The 17,770-nt window shown below is 59.7% G+C and carries 14 protein-coding genes; 6 read left to right on the forward strand and 8 right to left on the reverse strand.

The window, feature by feature from the left end; genetic code table 11:
• Positions 1–67: 67 nt before the first annotated feature.
• On the forward strand, positions 68–994 hold the full coding sequence (locus A3M7_RS0139435; protein WP_027548812.1) for an NAD(P)-dependent oxidoreductase: 927 nt from the start codon (positions 68–70) through the stop codon (positions 992–994).
• Positions 995–1,011: 17 nt separating this feature from the next.
• Here A3M7_RS0139435 and A3M7_RS0139440 read toward each other — a convergent pair whose 3' ends face one another.
• The 3 genes from A3M7_RS0139440 to A3M7_RS0139450 all read right to left on the reverse strand — a co-directional run bounded on the left by A3M7_RS0139440 (position 1,012) and on the right by A3M7_RS0139450 (position 3,930).
• Complete coding sequence (locus tag A3M7_RS0139440) at positions 1,012–1,944, reverse strand: class I SAM-dependent methyltransferase (protein WP_027548813.1); 933 nt, start codon at positions 1,942–1,944, stop codon at positions 1,012–1,014.
• Positions 1,945–1,961: 17 nt separating this feature from the next.
• Complete coding sequence (locus tag A3M7_RS50140; protein WP_092183768.1) at positions 1,962–2,114, reverse strand: DUF5989 family protein; 153 nt, start codon at positions 2,112–2,114, stop codon at positions 1,962–1,964.
• A 172-nt stretch (positions 2,115–2,286) separates the two neighbouring features.
• Positions 2,287–3,930: a hypothetical protein gene (locus A3M7_RS0139450; RefSeq protein WP_156937114.1), complete on the reverse strand. Its 1,644-nt coding sequence runs from the start codon at positions 3,928–3,930 to the stop codon at positions 2,287–2,289.
• Between A3M7_RS0139450 and A3M7_RS49335 the strand changes: the two genes are divergently transcribed.
• The 3 genes from A3M7_RS49335 to A3M7_RS0139460 all read left to right on the forward strand — a co-directional run bounded on the left by A3M7_RS49335 (position 3,923) and on the right by A3M7_RS0139460 (position 6,652).
• Positions 3,923–4,102, forward strand: a complete 180-nt coding sequence (locus tag A3M7_RS49335; RefSeq protein ID WP_156937115.1) for a hypothetical protein — start codon at positions 3,923–3,925, stop codon at positions 4,100–4,102. The genes A3M7_RS0139450 and A3M7_RS49335 overlap by 8 nt on opposite strands.
• A 123-nt stretch (positions 4,103–4,225) precedes the next feature.
• The gene (locus A3M7_RS45685; RefSeq protein ID WP_049823983.1) at positions 4,226–5,242 is read left to right on the forward strand and encodes a GDSL-type esterase/lipase family protein; all 1,017 of its coding nucleotides are present in this window, start codon (positions 4,226–4,228) and stop codon (positions 5,240–5,242) included.
• A gap of 246 nt (positions 5,243–5,488) precedes the next feature.
• Positions 5,489–6,652 (forward strand): MBOAT family protein, encoded by a 1,164-nt coding sequence (locus A3M7_RS0139460; RefSeq protein WP_245284437.1) that lies wholly within the window; start codon positions 5,489–5,491, stop codon positions 6,650–6,652.
• Positions 6,653–6,682: 30 nt separating this feature from the next.
• On the opposite strand, the gene cysC is transcribed toward A3M7_RS0139460, so the two are convergent.
• Complete coding sequence (gene cysC / locus A3M7_RS0139465; RefSeq protein ID WP_027548816.1) at positions 6,683–8,575, reverse strand: adenylyl-sulfate kinase; 1,893 nt, start codon at positions 8,573–8,575, stop codon at positions 6,683–6,685.
• Positions 8,559–9,464, reverse strand: coding sequence for a sulfate adenylyltransferase subunit CysD (cysD, locus tag A3M7_RS0139470; protein ID WP_245284429.1), 906 nt, complete (start codon positions 9,462–9,464; stop codon positions 8,559–8,561). The genes cysC and cysD overlap by 17 nt, the downstream gene beginning before the upstream one ends.
• A 238-nt stretch (positions 9,465–9,702) precedes the next feature.
• On the opposite strand from cysD, the gene A3M7_RS0139475 reads away from it, so the two are divergent.
• On the forward strand, positions 9,703–11,547 hold the full coding sequence (locus A3M7_RS0139475; protein ID WP_027548818.1) for a hypothetical protein: 1,845 nt from the start codon (positions 9,703–9,705) through the stop codon (positions 11,545–11,547).
• A gap of 34 nt (positions 11,548–11,581) precedes the next feature.
• Positions 11,582–12,358 carry a sulfotransferase family 2 domain-containing protein gene (locus tag A3M7_RS0139480; protein ID WP_027548819.1) on the forward strand — a complete coding sequence of 259 codons (777 nt, stop codon included), beginning with the start codon at positions 11,582–11,584 and terminating at the stop codon, positions 12,356–12,358.
• A gap of 118 nt (positions 12,359–12,476) precedes the next feature.
• Here the strand turns inward: A3M7_RS0139480 and A3M7_RS0139485 are convergent, their stop codons facing one another.
• From A3M7_RS0139485 to A3M7_RS0139495, 3 genes are all read right to left on the reverse strand, one after another.
• Entirely contained in the window at positions 12,477–13,427 is a 951-nt protein-coding gene (locus tag A3M7_RS0139485) for a glycosyltransferase family 2 protein (protein WP_198033907.1), read from the reverse strand.
• 37 nt (positions 13,428–13,464) lie between these two features.
• On the reverse strand, positions 13,465–14,955 hold the full coding sequence (locus A3M7_RS0139490) for a hypothetical protein (protein ID WP_156937116.1): 1,491 nt from the start codon (positions 14,953–14,955) through the stop codon (positions 13,465–13,467).
• A gap of 100 nt (positions 14,956–15,055) precedes the next feature.
• The gene (locus tag A3M7_RS0139495; protein ID WP_156937117.1) at positions 15,056–17,695 is read right to left on the reverse strand and encodes a hypothetical protein; all 2,640 of its coding nucleotides are present in this window, start codon (positions 17,693–17,695) and stop codon (positions 15,056–15,058) included.
• Positions 17,696–17,770 lie beyond the last annotated feature (75 nt).

A 17,770-nucleotide genomic window follows, 5' to 3' on the forward strand; every position in this document is an offset into this window, starting at 1 on the left:
ACACCGCGCCCGGGCGCGCTGACGGGTTTTTGAGCCGCTGATGTTTTTTCAACACCGCCTTTCTCTGGTGACCGGGGGAACCGGGTTTATCGGCACCCACCTCGCCCAGGCGCTCCTGAATGCAGGCGGCCGCGTGCGTCTTGCCGTTCACCAGCGCGCCCCGATCGTTTCCGATTCCAGCGTGGAGACCGTCCATGGCGATCTTGCCGACCCGCAGGATTGCCTCAGAGCAATGCAGGGCGTGCAACTTGTCTTCCACGCGGCAGGCGCGGTGTCGGGCGTCGGGGCGTCGCCGGAAGACGCCATGGCCGGGATCGTCAAGAACCTGAATTTGACGGCACAGGTGCTGCACGCCGCCTGGGCGGCCAACATCGAACGCATCCTGATCTTCAGCAGCAGCACGGTCTATCCTGCAACCGATCACCCGATCCGGGAAGACGAGTTGCGCGAACAACAGCCGCACCCCTCCTATCTCGGTTATGGCCGGATGCGTCGCTACTTCGAGCATCTCGCCGAATTCGTCGCCAGCCGCTCAACCGTCAAGGTCGCGCTGGTTCGGCCGACGGCCGTCTACGGCCCGTATGATGATTTCGACCCGAGCCGCAGCCACGTTATTCCCGCGCTGGTGCGCAGGGCTGTCGAAAAGGCCAACCCGTTCGAGGTGTGGGGAAGCGGCAACGAAATGCGCGATTTCCTCCACGTCGAGGATTTCGCGCGCGGCTGCCTGCTCGCGATCGAAAAGCATGCGGTCTGCGATCCAATCAATATCGGATACGGGTCGGCCGTTTCGATTCGTCAGGTGGTCGAGACCATCCTCAAAGCGGCGGACCATGACGTTTCGCCTCGCTTCGATTCGTCAAAGCCGACGACGATCCCGATCCGGACGGTCGACACGTCGAAGGCCAGGCGGGTGCTCGGCTTTGAGCCGCATATTCCGATCGAGGCCGGATTGAGCGACCTCGTTCGCTGGTATGCCGCGCGGACGGCGAGCTAGAGCCAGGTGATGACCGCTCAGACCGGCCGCCAGATCGTCTGCGAATAGCCTTCGTGCAGGAGGCTGCCGAATTCCACGCGGTGTTCCTTCAGGATTTCGATGCGCCCCTCGTCTTGCAACGCGTGGAGCGCGCGCGGCATTCCATGCAGGAAGTTACGGATCGCGTGCCCGCGCATGGCCAGATGATCGATGAAATTGGCAGGGTCATACCATTCGTAGATCGGCTCGACGAAAACGCACAGTTTGGGGCGCTTCGCCAGCAGGAACTCGACAAAGGCGCCGAATGAATCGGACACCTGTTCGAGGGCGGCAAACGTGTAGACGACGCTGTCGCGGTGAACTTCAATATCGTAGTCGGGCTTGTAGAAATCGAACAGGCGTCCTTCGGTGTTCCAGCCGCGTAATTTCTTCATATTGTTGATGATCTCGCAGGACGGTTCGGCCCAGTCGAGACCCGTGATTTTCTTGTCCGGAAACATCTGCGCGAGCACGCTGATGTGGCCGCCGGAGCCGCAGCCGAACTCAAAGATCTCCTCGCTGTCTGCCAGATAGGTACGGAACAGCCATTCCTGATACACCTTGCGCCAGTTCTGCTCGAAGTTCGGCTCGACCGGCTGGGCATACCGCCGGTACAGCCGGACCGGCACGTTCGGTCGAACGTATTTCGGCGCCAGCGCGTCGACATCGCCTTTGCTCGCCACGAAATCGGTGAGGTTCTCGCCCCATCCCTTGATCCAGCGCGACTTGTCGCCGGGAACAACAATCGAGAATTCCTTGCGGCGGATGCGTTCGAGCAAGCCGGTTACGACACCGTCAAGTTGCTCACCTTCGATCCAATCATATCGCCAGTCGCATCGCGCAATCTCCGCAAGGCAGCCTGGCGGCAGCTGATCCTCGGGATGTCCCAGAAGGCGCGCGAAGTCTTTCGTCTCAAGCGAATGGCTCGTCATGACCTGATGCTGTCCGTCTAGAAAATTGCGTAAATGAAGGGCGCGACCGCAGAGCCTTTCGACAATACGAGCAGCGAGCCGAATAGCAGCATCATGATGAAGATCGGCAGTAGCCAGAACTTCTTCCGTACCCGCAGGAACATCCAGAATTCGCTCAGAAACGAGAGCATGTCCAAACCTCGGAAGCGATGATGCACCGAGTCCGGGCGGGACGCCGACGGCTTTCGCGCATGATTCAACAGGTTCCTGCGAAACTATCGCATGTCCCAGGTCGATCCGGAATAGATTTTAACAATCCCGATTTGCAACCTCCGACAATCGACGGCTCCGCAAGCCGAAACGCTAGTGAACGGATGGAAGTCCTAGCGAAATATTCCGCTTCTCGACCGCTCCTGCCGCCAGGTAGTGCTCAATTCCGGACCGGAACATCTTGCTGATGATCGCATTTCGTACGTCCCCGTAGGGGATGATGTAACCTTCTTCATCCCAGCCGGAGAACCCGCCTCGTCGGTTCTCCAGCGCACCGACCTTCATATAGTGCTCCTCGCCGCTGCCATATTTGCCAGCCTTCACCGCCGCGGCAACGTCCGGGTTTGCTGCCAGATAGGTTTCCTCAATCCACTGCATGGGCATCCCCTTGCGGCGCCCTTCCGCCCGTCCCTGCTTGACGTAGTGCTCATAACCGCTGGCGAAGGCACCTGAGCGGATCAAGGCGGCGACGTCCGGATTGCCTTCAAGATAGGCTTTCTCGTTCCAACTGGGAAACCCGCTGTGGCGGAACTGAAGGAAGCCCACAGCCCGGTAATGCTCGAAACCGTTCTTGAACTTGCGCTCCGAGATCAGGGCACTCACGTCCGGATTGGCCGACAAATAGGCGGCTTCCTTCCAATTGTGCGGGGTTCCCGAGATATGGCTTTGCCGCCAGTCCGGCAGCACCTTTCCGGCATAGAGAACGCGTACGATCTCATCCGCCATCCGGCCGGCCATCATCTCGCCCCCGGTGCTCAGTTCGAGAGTTTCGTACTTCATGTGCGCGAGATCCTCGAAAACCTGTTCGCGGGTAAACATCAAACTCAAATCGACATAGTGGTACGACGGGTTGCGGTCGGCCGCAGCCTGCAGCTTCGAACGCACGACCGGATAGACATCGTCCATCCATTTCAGCAACGAGGGCTCCGTCCTCTTGATGACCTCCTTGTCCACCTCACCCACGATCTTGTGCTGGAGTGAGAAATAGGGCTGGAGAAATCCAACGAACTTGGCACCCGCTCCTTCCGCAAGATATGACATCGCTAGCTGATTGCTGACGTAAGTATCGAGCCGTTCGAGTTTCGCGGTGGAATAGCCCTCGCTCGTGGGCCTGCCGGTCTCACCCTGGAACGGATGCAGAGCCTGAGGCGCGCCGAGCAATGGCGAGGCCAGCCGAACTAGCGCAGAACCGGCTGCGAGCTGTTGCAGGACACCTTGCTGCTGTATCTTTCCAGTTCGCGGATCGAACGCCTTGGCCATATCGACCTGCGTTTTGTAATACAGCGAGTGCTTGAAAAGGCCTTCTCCGAACCGCAAGATCGTGCGATCGTCCAGCACAAGCATGTCGTTGATCCCGTTCAGCGAGGTCACGACATCGGGCCGGAATTGCATGGCATCGTGCGCCAGAGTACCGAGAGACACGCTCGAGAAGCCGGCGCCGACCGATGTGTTGATGACCTCCCACTCCTCGTCCGTCCGGAGCTCGAGCGCCCGCTTGAGCTCGCCTCCGAGAGAAGCTTCCTCGCGACACCCCCAACAAGAAAACCCGACGCTGTCGCCCAGCAAGATCGCGCGTCTGACCGATTTGCTGCGCTCGATTTTGGGTTCCGGACCGCGCCACCCCCAACTGTTGATAACGACCGGCACCCAATTGCCTAGCTCGTACCGGAATCCGGGTGTGTTGCGAAATCCAGCCCACGGATGGAAAGCGCCGTATTGATTTTGGACCGTGATCATCGTCGCCTCGGGGGCTGGCGGCGCGATCGAACGCGCCCACCATTCACCGATCACCAGACAGACGGCCGTTAGCAGAAGGGTGTTCCCGACAATCAGCGACGTCGTTCGCAAGAAGCTTCCCAGCGTGGTCAAATACCGCACCGCCAAAACCACCTTCCGCAGGAAAAACTGATAGATTCAGAATAAAGCTGGCCGCTGTTGCGCATGTCAATCCCTGGTCGCCGGCAGGCGGTGGACGTCGCCCTCGCGAAACGATACAGGTTGCATCATTGCTGCGATATTCGGGATAGTAGATATGGAGAGCGGGTCGACATTGGGCCAGGGCCGCGTCAGGATATTCGTATCCGGCGCGTTGACCGTCATCCTGACCCTCTTGATATGCGCGGCCGCCGCCGAGGGCATGCTCCGGCTGAAGAACGCCTCGATGCGGAACTACGATATCGAGATGTGGCGCTATAGCCGCGAGCTCAAGTTTGCCAGTGAGCTTGCAGTCCTCGGCCACGAGCACCAGCCGAATGCAAAGGCGACGCTGCAATCGGTCGAAATACGCACCAATGCCTGGGGACTTCGCGGCGGCAACGTCAGCGAGACCCCTGCCCCGGGCCGCCGGCGCGTCTTGATGCTCGGCAGCTCGATTGCCCTGGGTTGGGGTGTGCCGGAGGGAAGCGTCGTATCCAGTCTGCTGCAGGCAAAATTCGAGGCTGCTGGACAAGACGTCGAGATCCTAAATGCCGGCATCGGTAACTACAATACCGAACGCTACGTCGAACGGTTCCTCCACCGGCTGACGCCGCTAAAGCCGACCGACCTGCTGGTTCTTGCCTTCGTCAGGGATGGTGAACCGCTCGAGCAAGGCGGTGGAAATTTTCTGCTGCGCAACAGCCAGCTCGCCCTGACCGCCTGGACCGTGATCAATCGCGTGTTCGGCGAGAGCGGCGAGAAAAGTCTCGTCGCGCATTATCAGCGGATTTATGCGCCGGGTTCATCCGCGGTGACCAGAATGAATGTGGAATTCACCAAACTTGCCGCCTATGCACGGGAGCATCGCATCCGCGTCACGCTCGCGATGGTGCCGGACATCCATAATCTGGATCACTATCCTCTACAGTTCGTTCACGAGATTTTCGGCAAGACCGCCCGCGACAATGGCTTCACCTATGTGGACCTGCTTCCCGCGCTGAATGGAATAGCTGCCAGCGACATCTGGGCGATGCCCGGCGACCCTCACCCGAACGCGCGGGGACACGCGCTGATGGCAGAGGCCATTTATCCGGTCCTGGCTACGCCAGTCACGCCTGCCAAGGAAGAATGACAGGTGCTGTTCAGCTCGCCGGCCTTCATCCTCTTCCTCGCCTGCTATCTGCCCCTGCATTGGCTCACCCCGAAGGATCTGCGCATCTATACGATGATCGCAGGCAGTGCCGTGTTCTATGGGTACTGGAACTGGGCCTACGCGGGCTTGCCGGTGGTTCTCACCCTCGTGACATTTATCGCAACAGCCTGGACGACATCAGCCGCCCCGGAGCGCCGCCGATGGCGGCTCGGCATCAGCGTGCTGATGCTGCTCACGCCGCTGTTGTTCTTCAAATATACCAACTTCATCTGGAATGGCGTGATCGGCGCCGTGAGCCGTCTGGCCGGCGTTGCAAACGACGAAAGACTGTTGAGCCTCGGGCTGCCGCTCGGCATTTCGTTCGTCACCTTCACGCTGATCGCCTACCTGGTCGATGTTTCAACAGGCAAGTATCCGCATCGAGCATCGCTTCGTTGGCTGCTCGGATATGTGCTGTTCTTTCCTCATCTGATTGCCGGTCCGATTCTGCGTCCCCACGAACTGATCCCGCAACTGCATCGGCAAATGCCGATCCTGCGCCGGAATATATTGCCCGGCCTGGCGCTCTTCACGGTCGGCCTCATCAAGAAGCTGGTGTTTGCCGACCCGATCGGATCGGTCGTCTCCGAAATCTATGCCCAGCCGGCCGGGCTCGGCACGGCCGAATATCTATTCGCACTCTATGGGTATTCGGTGCAGATCTATTGCGATTTCAGCGGCTACACCGACATGGCCATCGGTCTCGCACGACTGATCGGCGTACGCTTGCCGGGCAATTTCCGGCGCCCCTATATGGCGACCTCGATCGGCGATTTTTGGCGCCGCTGGCACATCACTCTGTCCCATTGGCTGCGCGACTACGTCTATATTCCCCTCGGCGGAAGTCGGGATGGCGACGCCAGGACCTTGCGCAACATTCTGCTGACCATGGCGCTGGGCGGCCTGTGGCATGGCGCCAACTGGACGTTTCTGGTGTGGGGCGTTCTGCACGGGGTGGGCGTGGCGGCGAGCCGGCTCCAGGCGCGGCTGCCGTTCGGCGGGCTGAAGCCACCTCGATGGGTTCTCGTCTTTCTGACCTTTCATGTCGTGGCCCTGCTCTGGGTCTTCTTCCGGGCACAGGATTTCGGTTCGGCACTCACCATACTCTCGGGCTGCCTCTTCTCGTGGTCATTCGCCAACGCATCGGCGTTTCTGACGGCGCACGCGTTCGAGCTCACGCTGATTGTCGGCTTCTTTCTGCTTCACCCCTGGGACGATGCACGCCGCGTGCGCATTGCCGCCCGGAAAGCCCCTCCGCTCGTGGTTTACACCGTCATGGCGGTAGCGTGTGTTCTGGCCTATTCGATTGGATCGCAAAGTTCGAACCAATTCATCTACTTCGAGTTCTAGCGCCGGACAATTTCCTTGTTGGACGCCGGGTCAATCCAATACGCCACGCTGCCGCAGAAATTGCATGATCCGGTCGGCGAGATGTTCGGCGCCCTCAACCGCTGTGTTGAGGATCAATTCCGGATCCTCGGGGCGTTCATAGGGCGAGTCGATGCCGGTGAAATTGCGGAATTCACCGCGTCTTGCCTTGCGGTAGAGTCCCTTCGGATCGCGCTGCTCGCAGATTTCGACCGGCGTATCGACGAATATCTCGATGAATTCACCTTCCTCGACGATTGCACGCGCCATCCGTCGTTCGGCGCGGAACGGCGAGATCAACGCAACCAGCGTGATCAGGCCGGCGTCGACAAAAAGCTTGGCGGTCTCCGCGACGCGACGAACGTTTTCCACCCGGTCAGCTTCCGTGAAGCCGAGGTCGCGGTTCAATCCCTGACGAACATTGTCGCCATCGAGCAGATATGTTCGTTTGCCCAACGCGTGCAACTTCCGTTCGAGCAGATTTGCGATTGTCGATTTTCCCGCGCCCGACAACCCCGTGAACCAGAGAATGAAAGGACGCTGGCCATTTAACTGCGCGCGTGCGCCCTTGGTGACGTCGAAATCGGCATGGTGAATGTTGGCGGCGCGGTTGAGGCCGAAGCGGATCATGCCGGCCCCGACTGTCTCGTTGGTAAACCGATCGATCAGGATAAAGCCGCCGGTCGTCCGGTTCTCCTGATAAGGATCGACCGCGATCGGCTCGGCGGTCGCAATGTTGACACAGGCGATCTCATTGAGCGCAAGCTGCCTGGCCGCCAAATGCGCATAATTCGTAACGTCGACGCGGTACTTCAGAGTTGTAATTGTGGCCCCGACGATGCGGCTGCCGCACTTCAACAAATAGCTGCGTCCCGGCAGCAAGGGAGCCTCCGACATCCAGACGAGGTCACAGGCGAACGCGTCGGCGATTTGCGGTGGTTTGTCCGGGCTGGCGAGCAGGTCTCCGCGCGAGACGTCGATATCGTCCGCCAGCAACACCGTGACGGCATCGCCCGCACCGGCCTGCGCCAGGTCACCGTCCATCGACACGATTCGCTCAATTCGCGTCCGAACGTTGGTCCGCGCAATCAGGACCTCGTCGCCGGGACGCAATTCACCCGAGGCCACCGTCCCGGCATAACCGCGAAACGTCGCATCCGGCCGATTGACCCATTGCACGGGCATCCGGAGCGGCCGCTGCGGCGCATCGGGATTGATCTCGACGACTTCGAGCTGTTCCAGCAGCGTCGGCCCGTGATACCAGCCCATGCGGTCGCCGCGCCGTGTGACATTGTCGCCCAGCACCGCGGATGTCGGTATCGCTACGACGCTCCGAAAATGAAGAGAAGCGGAGAACCCGGCAAAGGCATCGCGGATGCCGTTGAAAACGCTCTCCTCGAAATTGACGAGATCCATCTTGTTGACGGCGAGGACGATGTCCCGGATTCCAAGCAGTGCGCAGATAAAGCTGTGCCGCTGAGTCTGCTCCAGCATTTCCTTGCCGGCATCGACGAGCAGAACGGCCAAATCCGCGTTCGACGCCCCCGTCACCATGTTGCGGGTGTAATGCAGATGACCGGGCGTATCGGCGACGATGAAACGCCGGCGCGGGGTCGCAAAGTGATGATAGCCGACATCGATCGTGATGCCTTGTTCGCGCTCGGCCTGCAGCCCGTCGAGCAACAGCGCGGCGTCAGGCGCGTCACCGGTCGTCCCTGCGACCTTCGAATCCCGCTCCAGCGCCTGCCGGCGGTCCTCGAACACTGCGCCGCAATCGAGCAACAGTCGCCCGATCAATGTCGACTTGCCGTCGTCGACCGATCCGCAGGTGATGAGACGCAGCAAGTCGCGCTGGACCGGGCCCGCATCCCGACCTGACAGTTTCGGGTCAGAAATAGCCTTCACGCTTCTTTCTTTCCATCGATCCAGCCTGATCGAAATCAATCAGCCGGCCCTGCCGCTCGGACATCGAAGCCGTCTCCAGCTCGCGTACGATATCGCTGACCGTCGCTGCACTGGACTCGATCGCGCCGGTCAGCGGATAGCAGCCCAGCGTGCGGAAACGGATGTCGAGATCCTGCACCACCTCATCGGCCCCGATCGGAAGCCGCGCATCATCGACCATGATGAGATTTCCGCCACGCCTTACCACCGGCCGTCGTGCCGCAAAGTACAGCGGGACGACCGAAATATTCTCACATTCGATGTAGCGCCAGACATCGAGTTCGGTCCAATTGGAGAGCGGAAAGACGCGAATGGATTCACCTGGTGCGATGCGGCAGTTGAAGATATTCCACAATTCCGGACGCTGGTTTCTCGGATCCCAGACATGGTTTTTCGAGCGAAACGAGAACACGCGCTCCTTGGACCGGCTCAATTCCTCGTCACGGCGCGCCCCACCGAGCGCAGCATCGAATCCATGCGCAGCCAGCCCCTGTTTCAACGCGTCGGTCTTCATCACGCCAGTATAGGCGGCGGACCCGTGCTGAATTGGGTTGATGCCCTGTTCGACCCCTGCGCGATTGACGTGGACGATCAGCTCGAGCCCGAGACGCTCCGCGGTTTCATCGCGAAACTGGATCATGTCGCGGAACTTCCAGGTGGTGTCAACATGCAGCAGCGGGAATGGCAGTTTCGCCGGATAGAACGCCTTGCGTGCCAGATGCAGCATGACCGAGGAGTCCTTGCCGATCGAATAGAGCATGACTGGCTTGCGGCACTCGGCGACGACTTCACGGAAGATAAAGATGGCTTCCGCTTCCAGGCGACCCAGATCGGCGGGTAGATGTTCCATCAACGACATCCCCCCTTGCCGGGGTCGGCGCATCCAGGACGTTCACCTCGTTCAATGCATACCGGGAGCATATCGAAACTTGCCACGCGATCGCGAAACAAACCAGCATGCTTTACTAGTGGATTCCCGGCCAACTCGCCATGGGCTTGGGCTTGGCACCAGGGGCCGACTTACGCAGACTGTTCGTTCCAATGCGGAGTGGTTATAGTCGGAACATGCAACTGATCGGGACGTCAGCTTGACGCTCATTTGGCAATCCGGCGATGTCCCATTCGGGACTGAGGCCACGAGACAGCAGACCGGTTATCGCCGATTCGCATTTGCCGTACTGGCGTTCCTGCTGATTCCACCGGCGGTCTTCGCCGGCTTTACGATCGCGGTCGATCCTTATTTCGTTTGGGGATCGCCGAGTTGGCCCGGCATCAATGTGGTGCGCCCCGCCTACGAATCGAAGGTGATCATAGCCAAGCCATACCAGGTCGCCCGCCTGCACCCCAATGCCGTGTCATTGGGAAGCTCGCGCGCCGAGGTCGGTCTCGACCCCAGGCACAAGGGCTGGACACCAGGCACCGTCTTCAACTTCGCCCTTCCCTCGTCCAATTCCTACGCCGTCATGCTCGCATTCCTGCATGCGCAGAAACATGGCGCTCCGCTCGGGCAGGTCGTCGTCGGCCTCGATTTCTTTGCCTACAATATCAACTTTCCACTCGCTTCCACGCTGCAGGAACAGCGCTTTGATGAAAGCGCTGTTCGGGAATTTGCCCATTATCTCGACGGCGCGCTTCGCGACCGCCCCAAATCCGCGGCGACACCGGCCACTGCGGGCGATTGGAATGAAGCGCTCTATCTTGCCGTCAATGCGGATGTGAAAGCGGCCCTCCTTCGCAAGGAATTCAAATCCGGCCGGGAGCATTTCGAGCTCGCCGGCCGGGCCGAAGGCCGCAAGGGAGCCACGGTGCCCACGGATTGGGATGAGGTAGGCTATCTCCAGGTCAATCCCGACGTCGCTGCCGTCATCAAGGAGGGCACTTTCGTAAACGGCTACCACCATTGGCTGGCAGCCGGACTGGCAGAAGGACGGCTGGGCGGGTTCAGGCCCGTGGATTGGGATGAAGCGCGATATCTCGCCGCCAATCCCTTCGTTAGGATTCGAATAGCGCGCGGGGAATATCGCGACGGCTACCTGCACTACGCTGCGATAGGCCGCAAGCAGGGCCTCCGTGGAGCCACCCCTCCCATAAACATACTCGACCGCCTGTTGCTGCAGTACCCCACGTTAAGCCACGCGGTCTATGTCGCCAGCGAACGGTTCAGTCTCCTGTTCTCGACCACAACTCTGCGCGACGCCATCGCGACGCTCCGCCGGCAATCGGAGCCGGCCGATTTTGATTCGCAGGGCATGCGGGTCTGGCACGGTCAGGAGGCAGTCCTGGATCGCGTCGGCGGCGCGACCGCGGTCATTCACAGGCTCCAGAAGGCATGGAATCCCATGCTGGTTGCGCCAAAAATGCAATACTGCTTCACCAATCCCGAAACGGGAATGACGACGTTCGATCCGTATCGTTTCATGATCCGGAAGGCGTACGCCGAGGGCACCGATCTGCGGCTGTTTGTTACACCACTTCATGCCGTGGTACGCGCCACGATCGAAGCTCTGGGGCTCGGAGAGCGCTACGCGTTCTGGCTCAAGGAACTGGTACGGATCAACGAAGAAGAGGCATCGAGAGCCGGACACCAACCCTTCCCTCTTTGGGACTTCAGTGCGCCCAGCTCCATTACCACCGAACCAATACCGAATCTCGGTGACCGTTCGCCGATGCGCTGGTTTTGGGAGCGGTCGCACTATCGAAAGCAAACAGGCGACTTCATTCTTGACCGGGTGTTCGATTATAGTGGTCCGAGTCGTGCGGTTCCCGCCGATTTTGGGATCCGCCTGACATCGGCGAACATCGATGCACATTTGGCCGAGGGAGCGAACAGTCTCGCAAAATGGGCCGCACAATCCGAGCTGGCTTCCAACATAGCACGTGAAGCGGGCAAACCGAGTAAATTCAACCAGCAGACCAGCGCAACATGCTGGTAGCCACCCCGCGAATGACTAGTCCCAGGTTGCCTCGATGAGCGTCTACAGCTTCGACGATTTGCTCCATCGGCGCGAGCCGTTGGCTCCGCCGCTAATCCACGTCCATGTCCAGAAGTCTGCCGGCTCCACACTGAACGGGCTTCTGATGAAGAATTACAAGATGCGGGTTTCTTCGCGCGGCGTCGATTTTGTTCCTCGGTTCACCAAAGCTGAAATCATCACTCTTGCCGAGCCACCGCGGTCAGAAGATGATCGGGTCCGCCCAACTTTCTTCACTGGCCATATCGATCTGGACAACGAAATCTTCGGCCTGACGCCAGGCCGCTTCGTCACCGTTGCGGTTCTACGCGATCCGGTTGAGCGCGTGATTTCCCACTATCGCTTCAACTCGACGCAACCGGGCGTGTTCCAGAACACCATCAATGAAGAGGGCATGTCCGTCCTCGACTATCATCACAAGTTCGCAGGTGCGATTGGTACCCAGTTCGGGGTATTCGCGCCAAATGGGTCCGTCAATGATGCCATCCGGCGGCTGGAGCATGAGGTGTCGCTCTTCGGCCTTTCATCAAAGTTTGACGAATTTACCACGGCGCTTTCGTCGCTGCTCGGGTTTCAAACGTGGGTCTACAAATCCTTGAATAGAACGTCTTTCGACGCGGCCAAAGTGAGCCGTGAAGAGGTCTCCGAACTGAAAGTCATCCTGGCTGACGACATCGCGTTCTATGAGGAAGCCGTCGCACTTTACGATCGAAGGAAGCCGCACTTCCCCTCGTTCATAGCCCAGCACGAGTGGACCAAATTCTACACTTAGCCGAGAAACTGCGCAGTTGCGGCCCTGCCTGGCTAGCGCCGCCGCTACCCATGACATGCAAATCCAGCGCACCAAAGCGAAATCCGGCCGGTCGTGCGCACACAACCAGAATTCCACGCTAGCTGCTGGTAGGGACTCCGAGCTTGACGCGCTCGGCGACATCGCCGGCCGGCTCAATTTCGGTCGGTGGCGCCTCAAATCGCCAAAACTTCGCAAGATGCAGCGCCGTCCGAGGGACCTGAAGAAATGACCGCCCGAGATAAAACAACACGCCGAACCATCGCTTTTGGTTCGAGCAACACGCCGCACGTTCAATATTCATATACGCCCTGAACCGACATGCCAGCTTTCCAGAGAGACGATCCGGGCTCTGCTTCGTAAGATACTTCTGGCTCAAGTGCGCGACCGCCCGCGTCAGATGAACCTCGGCAAAATGAGACTCGAAGCCGATCAACGCGGCCGGCTTTTTCCAGACTTTCAGGGCCCCTCCTCGAAGCGCCAACCGCAAGAACCAATCCAAATCCTCGAGACGACGCAATTCGATATCGTAGGGTCCGATCGAATCGAACGCCTCCTTGCGCACCAGCAGCGTCGAGCCAGGTGCGAACCAGCAACCGCTTGCGAAGTCCAGGGGATCTGAACTTTCGCGGGGTATGCGCGTTTCCAGCCGCCTCGTGATCGAGCTTTCCAGGATGAAACCTGCGGCGTGGACCACCAGCGGATTCCGATCGATGGCGAAACCAGCCTCGGCGTTCTCCAGCCGGGGCGCCAAAGTCCCCGGGAGCCAATAATCGTCCGAATCGAGGAACGCGATCCAATCCGCGCCGGCCGAGGCAATACCGGTATTTCTCGCCGAGCTCGCACCTAGATTATCGGGATGGCGGACAAGCTTTATTGATTCATTCGAGCGAATATCCGCCGGAATTTGGAATGGCGGGTCCGACGCATCATCGACAATAATGATCTCGGTCCGCAAAACGGCCTGGGCCGCGGCGCTCCTCAACGCCCGTTCTCCAAGCTCTTGCCGATTCCTGATCGGAATAACGATGGTCAGTCTTGGCTTGGGCACACGCGCGGATCCACATTGGACGCCATCACTCGAGCCATCATCCTGCCCGCCGAAATGCGGGACGGCCGGGATCTGCCGGATCCCGCAGCGCCAAGATCTTACTCATCGCCTCGCGGCTCGACCTGATCAGTGGCAGCACGTCGGAAAACACAGCCTGCAATCGCGGGTCGGCCATACGCCTGTCGTACTCCTTGACCGCCTCCTGATAGAACCAGATATCGTCATTCATCAAGCCTCCCAAACCGTCCCGCTCCTCCGCCGTCAGCGCTGTCTTCAACGGAAGCCCGGTCAAATCCTGGATTTCATTCGTGACGTTGGCGGGAGCAATCGCCAATATCTTTGCGCGGCCGAGCAGGTATCCGGTCAGTGCCGCAAACTCGTCGAAGCGTTCGCTCAATCCGTAAAAGCTGACCTTTGTCAGCAGATTGGCGAGACATTCCTGCACCGACGCATTGCCGGTACGAGCGAATACTCCTTTGCCCGTCTCATCGAAGAAGCTGTATTGCGGGCCGATCGCGTCGAGCATTCTGGACGAGTACTCCACGAAGGACATGCCCTTGTTGACCACCTCGTCATGCCAAGGATTGGCAGGCCTACGCAGCGTGAAATTGTAATTCGACAGCATACGTTCAACGGGATCGCGCAACACCGATACGATCATGTGCGGCATCCAAAGCCGGCGGAACATTGGTTGATCGAGGCGCATATGCCCCGTCATCAAGTAAGCATCACGCGGTGGTGGCGCGGCATAACCTTCAAACCAGCGATCCTCTCGAACGGTGGCAAAAAAACCATTGGTATTCATATCAAGCGACATCGGAATAAAGCCCAACTGTCGGAACAAGGCATTGGCGGTGTTGCCTGCAGCCTTTGGAATATGAATGTTGAATACCAAGTCCAATCCGAGGCGCTCAACCTCCCGATTCAACAACTGCTCGAACGTATAGGGCTTGACGGCGGGGCGCGTGGGCTGGTCGCTCCGACTTCCCTCCACGGCAGTGACAACGGCAGCCGGCGCGCTCGCCGGCGCCGCCGTTAGCTGGCGGACGATGTCGTTGAGCGCCGCAAGCTGCATCTGCTGCGCGGTGATCGTCGAATTCAACGCTCCGAGCTGAAGCTGCTGTCCGTGGAGAGCGGCCTCCAGATTCATGCGATGCGCCGGAGGCAGATGCTGCGAGACCTCGGCCAATCCCGCGCGGTATTTTTCGCCATCGGCGATCAACCGGTTGACCTGCGCGATCAACGCGTCGATCTTGGCTTGCATGGATTGAGTCGCGTCACGCGTAGCCGACTGAGCTTGCTGCGCGATCAGTTCATCGATCTTTTCGTGCTCGGTCTGAATAACCGATTCGATCTGCGCGTGCTCCGCACTCAGTTGCCCCCGATCAGCTTCGAGCGCATTGAGCCCGGCCTCGAGCACGTTGAGCGCAGCCTGCTGCTTCGCAATTGCATCCTCCACATTCAACAGTCGCAGCATCACGCGCCGTACGGCCGGAACCTTCATCAGGAGTCGAACGCCACGCCCCATCTAGCCCCTCCTCACCGCGTCACAGCCTTGATCCTGAGCGACGACCGCCCCCAGAGCAATCCCCGCGCCTCCGAAACCACCTGAAATTGATGCACACCGATCATTCTCGCCGGACAGGACCCCTGCCCAGCCGCGTCAGCCACATCCGCAACGAGGAGATTCCCCATCTTCGTGGCCGCGGACGTGCGTTCAAGCCTTCGCCCTTGGACCATTTGCTGACCGCCGACCATTTTTGGGTACGCACCAGTGCTTGCTTGAAGTCGCCGCGCAATCCGAGGCGCACCGCCTTTTTGAGGTAGATCCAGCGCACATCGCTCGGCGCGCGCAGCCAGATCTCTATCGCACGCAGGATGCTGGAAAACACCACGCGCTCCTGCCCGTAACCACTCTCGGCCAGCAAGCGGGCGATCTGGTCGTCTGCCTGAGCCTTTGCAGACCTGAGGGACCACCACTTTCGCTTTCTCTCGGGGGAATTGCTGATCCGCGCGACTTCGATCATGCGCCGTTCAAGCTGCGTCAGATCGTGCACGGATTCCCTGTCCCAGAGCGCCTCATCGATCCGATCCAGCAGCGTCTTGGGAAGCAGGGAGCGGTGGTTCCAGAGCAAGCCGTACAGCGCGAGTTGATGCGCCTCGTCGTCGACGCGCAGTTTGTGGACGATGTTGGAAAGCTGGTGCCACCCCGCAAGCACCTCTCTCGCTGCCTGTCGCTCGCCGTTCTCCGCAAGGATCGGAACGATGGTATAGACATGCGTCAGCAGGATCGACGGATTGACGTTCGCGACCGCGATGAACGCCTCGGCCAGATCGGACGCCAGGCTTGCCGGGAGCTTCGGAACCTTCGCGGCAAGCCGAAGCAGCGTGTCGAAGTGGAGGCGCAACATCGGCAGCCCGTGCGGATAGAGCTCCGTGCCACGCCGCAACCACGCGACGCCGCCCTCATTGTCGTTGCGCTTGAGCCTCGCCCAGCCGACGTAGCCATGACACGCGGCGATGATCATGTCGCGCGTGCTGTAAGGAAGTTGCTTTCGATCACGAAGCTCCGGTGTATTTTCCAGCACCAATTCGCTGGTCGCAACGTCGGCATATTCGTAGCAGGGAAACACCTCGTCATTGCCATGCAACGTATAGGCAAACGCGACGTCCGCGCCGCGCGGATCGAAGACGAGCTCCTCATCCCGATCGATGATATCGAGGAATTTCTGTTCGGCCGCTCGAAAATCCGCGCCGGGTTTGAAGAAGCTCCAATGCGCCTCGTTGAACAGCAGCAAGAGTGAATTCGGAAAGCGCGCCAGCCCTTCCCTGAAATATTGATCGGCGCGCGCTGCCCATTTCCCGGCGCTCCTGTTTTCGTGGAACGTGAAGACCGCCTGGGCATGCAAATGGGCGGCGTTGTTGTAATCGACCTCGTCGGACAGATCGTCCGGCCCCACCCTCTCGCCGAAATTTGCAATCTGCTCGCGGATGTTATCGGTACCGAAGCAACCGCAATCGACCGCCGGCGTCAACCATACCAGCCTCCGCTGGCGCTGCCGTTTGGGGACCGGCGTCGCGTGGGGCCAGACCAATCCCATGAACAGCGCATACTTCAGCAGCCGCTGATAGCTTTCCTCACGCGGCTCGCGATGGATCGCGAAGCGCTCGTTCACCACGGGTACGACAGTCGCAAATTCGTAATCCGGATGGCCGGCCGCGCAGCGATCCAGATGACCCGCAATATCAGCCGTCATGGTCTCCGCGCGAAACGAATAGCAGCCGGGCGCGATCTCGTCGTAGAACGATCCTTCCGGAAACAGCAGAAACGCACCGTTGGAAAGCGCATCCCGCCATCGCGGCGACGGCGAACCGGCGTAACGATTGACGATGGGGAGGAATTTCGCGTGGGAGACGACTTCGAAATATTCCTGCTCCGGCATATGCCCTTCGATCACCTTGACCTTGTAACGCGGAGCCAGGCTGGAAAGGTTGAACAGGAACCGTGGCTTTTCGGAATGGAACGGCGCCAACGCGGAGCCGGTGAAGATGATATCGACGAGCTTTTCGCGATGGGGCGATGCCTCGGGAAACGGCGTCGCTATCGGGTGCAACAGCATATTGGCCGCACAATAGAGACCCGGCGTCCCCTGGCTCAGTTCGAAATGTTCCTGCGAGCAGTTGCAGATCGCTACATCGTAGAGCGCATAATTGTCGGCGTTGCGGTACTGGAAAGCGTCAGAGTCGTGACACCAGATCACCTTCGGAACGGTGACCTTGTGGAAGTCCCTTGCCACCAGCCATTGCGGGCTCAATGAAAAGATCAGGTCTGGCCGCTCGCCCTCGGGCAGGCCGTCGATGAATTCGCTGAACGAGTCCGTCGGTGAATAATCGTAGGCATTGCTGGCAAGCTGACTTCCGACGTACTTGACCGTGATCGAACCATATTTGTAGACCGGCGCAATGAAGCTTTCCGAGTAATGCTCCGGAAATACGGACAGGATCGCGCCGGGCACGAAGATGGTCACATCGTCGCGCTTGATCAAGGTCCGGAAGGCGGTCGCTGCCGGCATGAACTCCGCGCCGCCGACCTTCGCCAATTCCGCGTCCGCTTCCGCATCCCGTTTCAGCGACCAGAACGCGAGCGCCCTGCACAGCCTCGCGCGATCGCCGACGGCTGTCAGGCCATCGAGCAGCGCCAAGCCCTGCTCGAGCAGGCCGCCCAGAATCAGCGCGCAACCCCGCAGCTCCGAATCCGCGGGCGCCATCTGCGCGACGTTCAGGAAATCGCCACGCGCGAACGCGGTGTCCGCCGAACCATACGCAAGGCGGATGTCTTCAGC

It is taken from the genome of Bradyrhizobium sp. WSM2254 (assembly GCF_000472645.1).
GTDB lineage: Bacteria > Pseudomonadota > Alphaproteobacteria > Rhizobiales > Xanthobacteraceae > Bradyrhizobium > Bradyrhizobium niftali.

Bases quoted from the DNA above. Each gene is read 5' to 3' on its own strand.
- A3M7_RS45685 (WP_049823983.1), top strand. From the start codon at position 4,226: ATGGAGAGCGGGTCGACATTGGGCCAGGGCCGCGTCAGGATATTCGTA.
- cysD (WP_245284429.1), bottom strand. From the start codon at position 9,464: ATGGAACATCTACCCGCCGATCTGGGTCGCCTGGAAGCGGAAGCCATC.
- A3M7_RS0139480 (WP_027548819.1), top strand. From the start codon at position 11,582: ATGAGCGTCTACAGCTTCGACGATTTGCTCCATCGGCGCGAGCCGTTG.
- A3M7_RS50140 (WP_092183768.1), bottom strand. From the start codon at position 2,114: ATGCTCTCGTTTCTGAGCGAATTCTGGATGTTCCTGCGGGTACGGAAG.
- A3M7_RS0139495 (WP_156937117.1), bottom strand. From the start codon at position 17,695: ATGGCGCCCGCGGATTCGGAGCTGCGGGGTTGCGCGCTGATTCTGGGC.
- A3M7_RS0139460 (WP_245284437.1), top strand. From the start codon at position 5,489: ATGCTGCTCACGCCGCTGTTGTTCTTCAAATATACCAACTTCATCTGG.
- A3M7_RS0139490 (WP_156937116.1), bottom strand. From the start codon at position 14,955: ATGGGGCGTGGCGTTCGACTCCTGATGAAGGTTCCGGCCGTACGGCGC.
- A3M7_RS0139450 (WP_156937114.1), bottom strand. From the start codon at position 3,930: ATGATCACGGTCCAAAATCAATACGGCGCTTTCCATCCGTGGGCTGGA.
- A3M7_RS0139440 (WP_027548813.1), bottom strand. From the start codon at position 1,944: ATGACGAGCCATTCGCTTGAGACGAAAGACTTCGCGCGCCTTCTGGGA.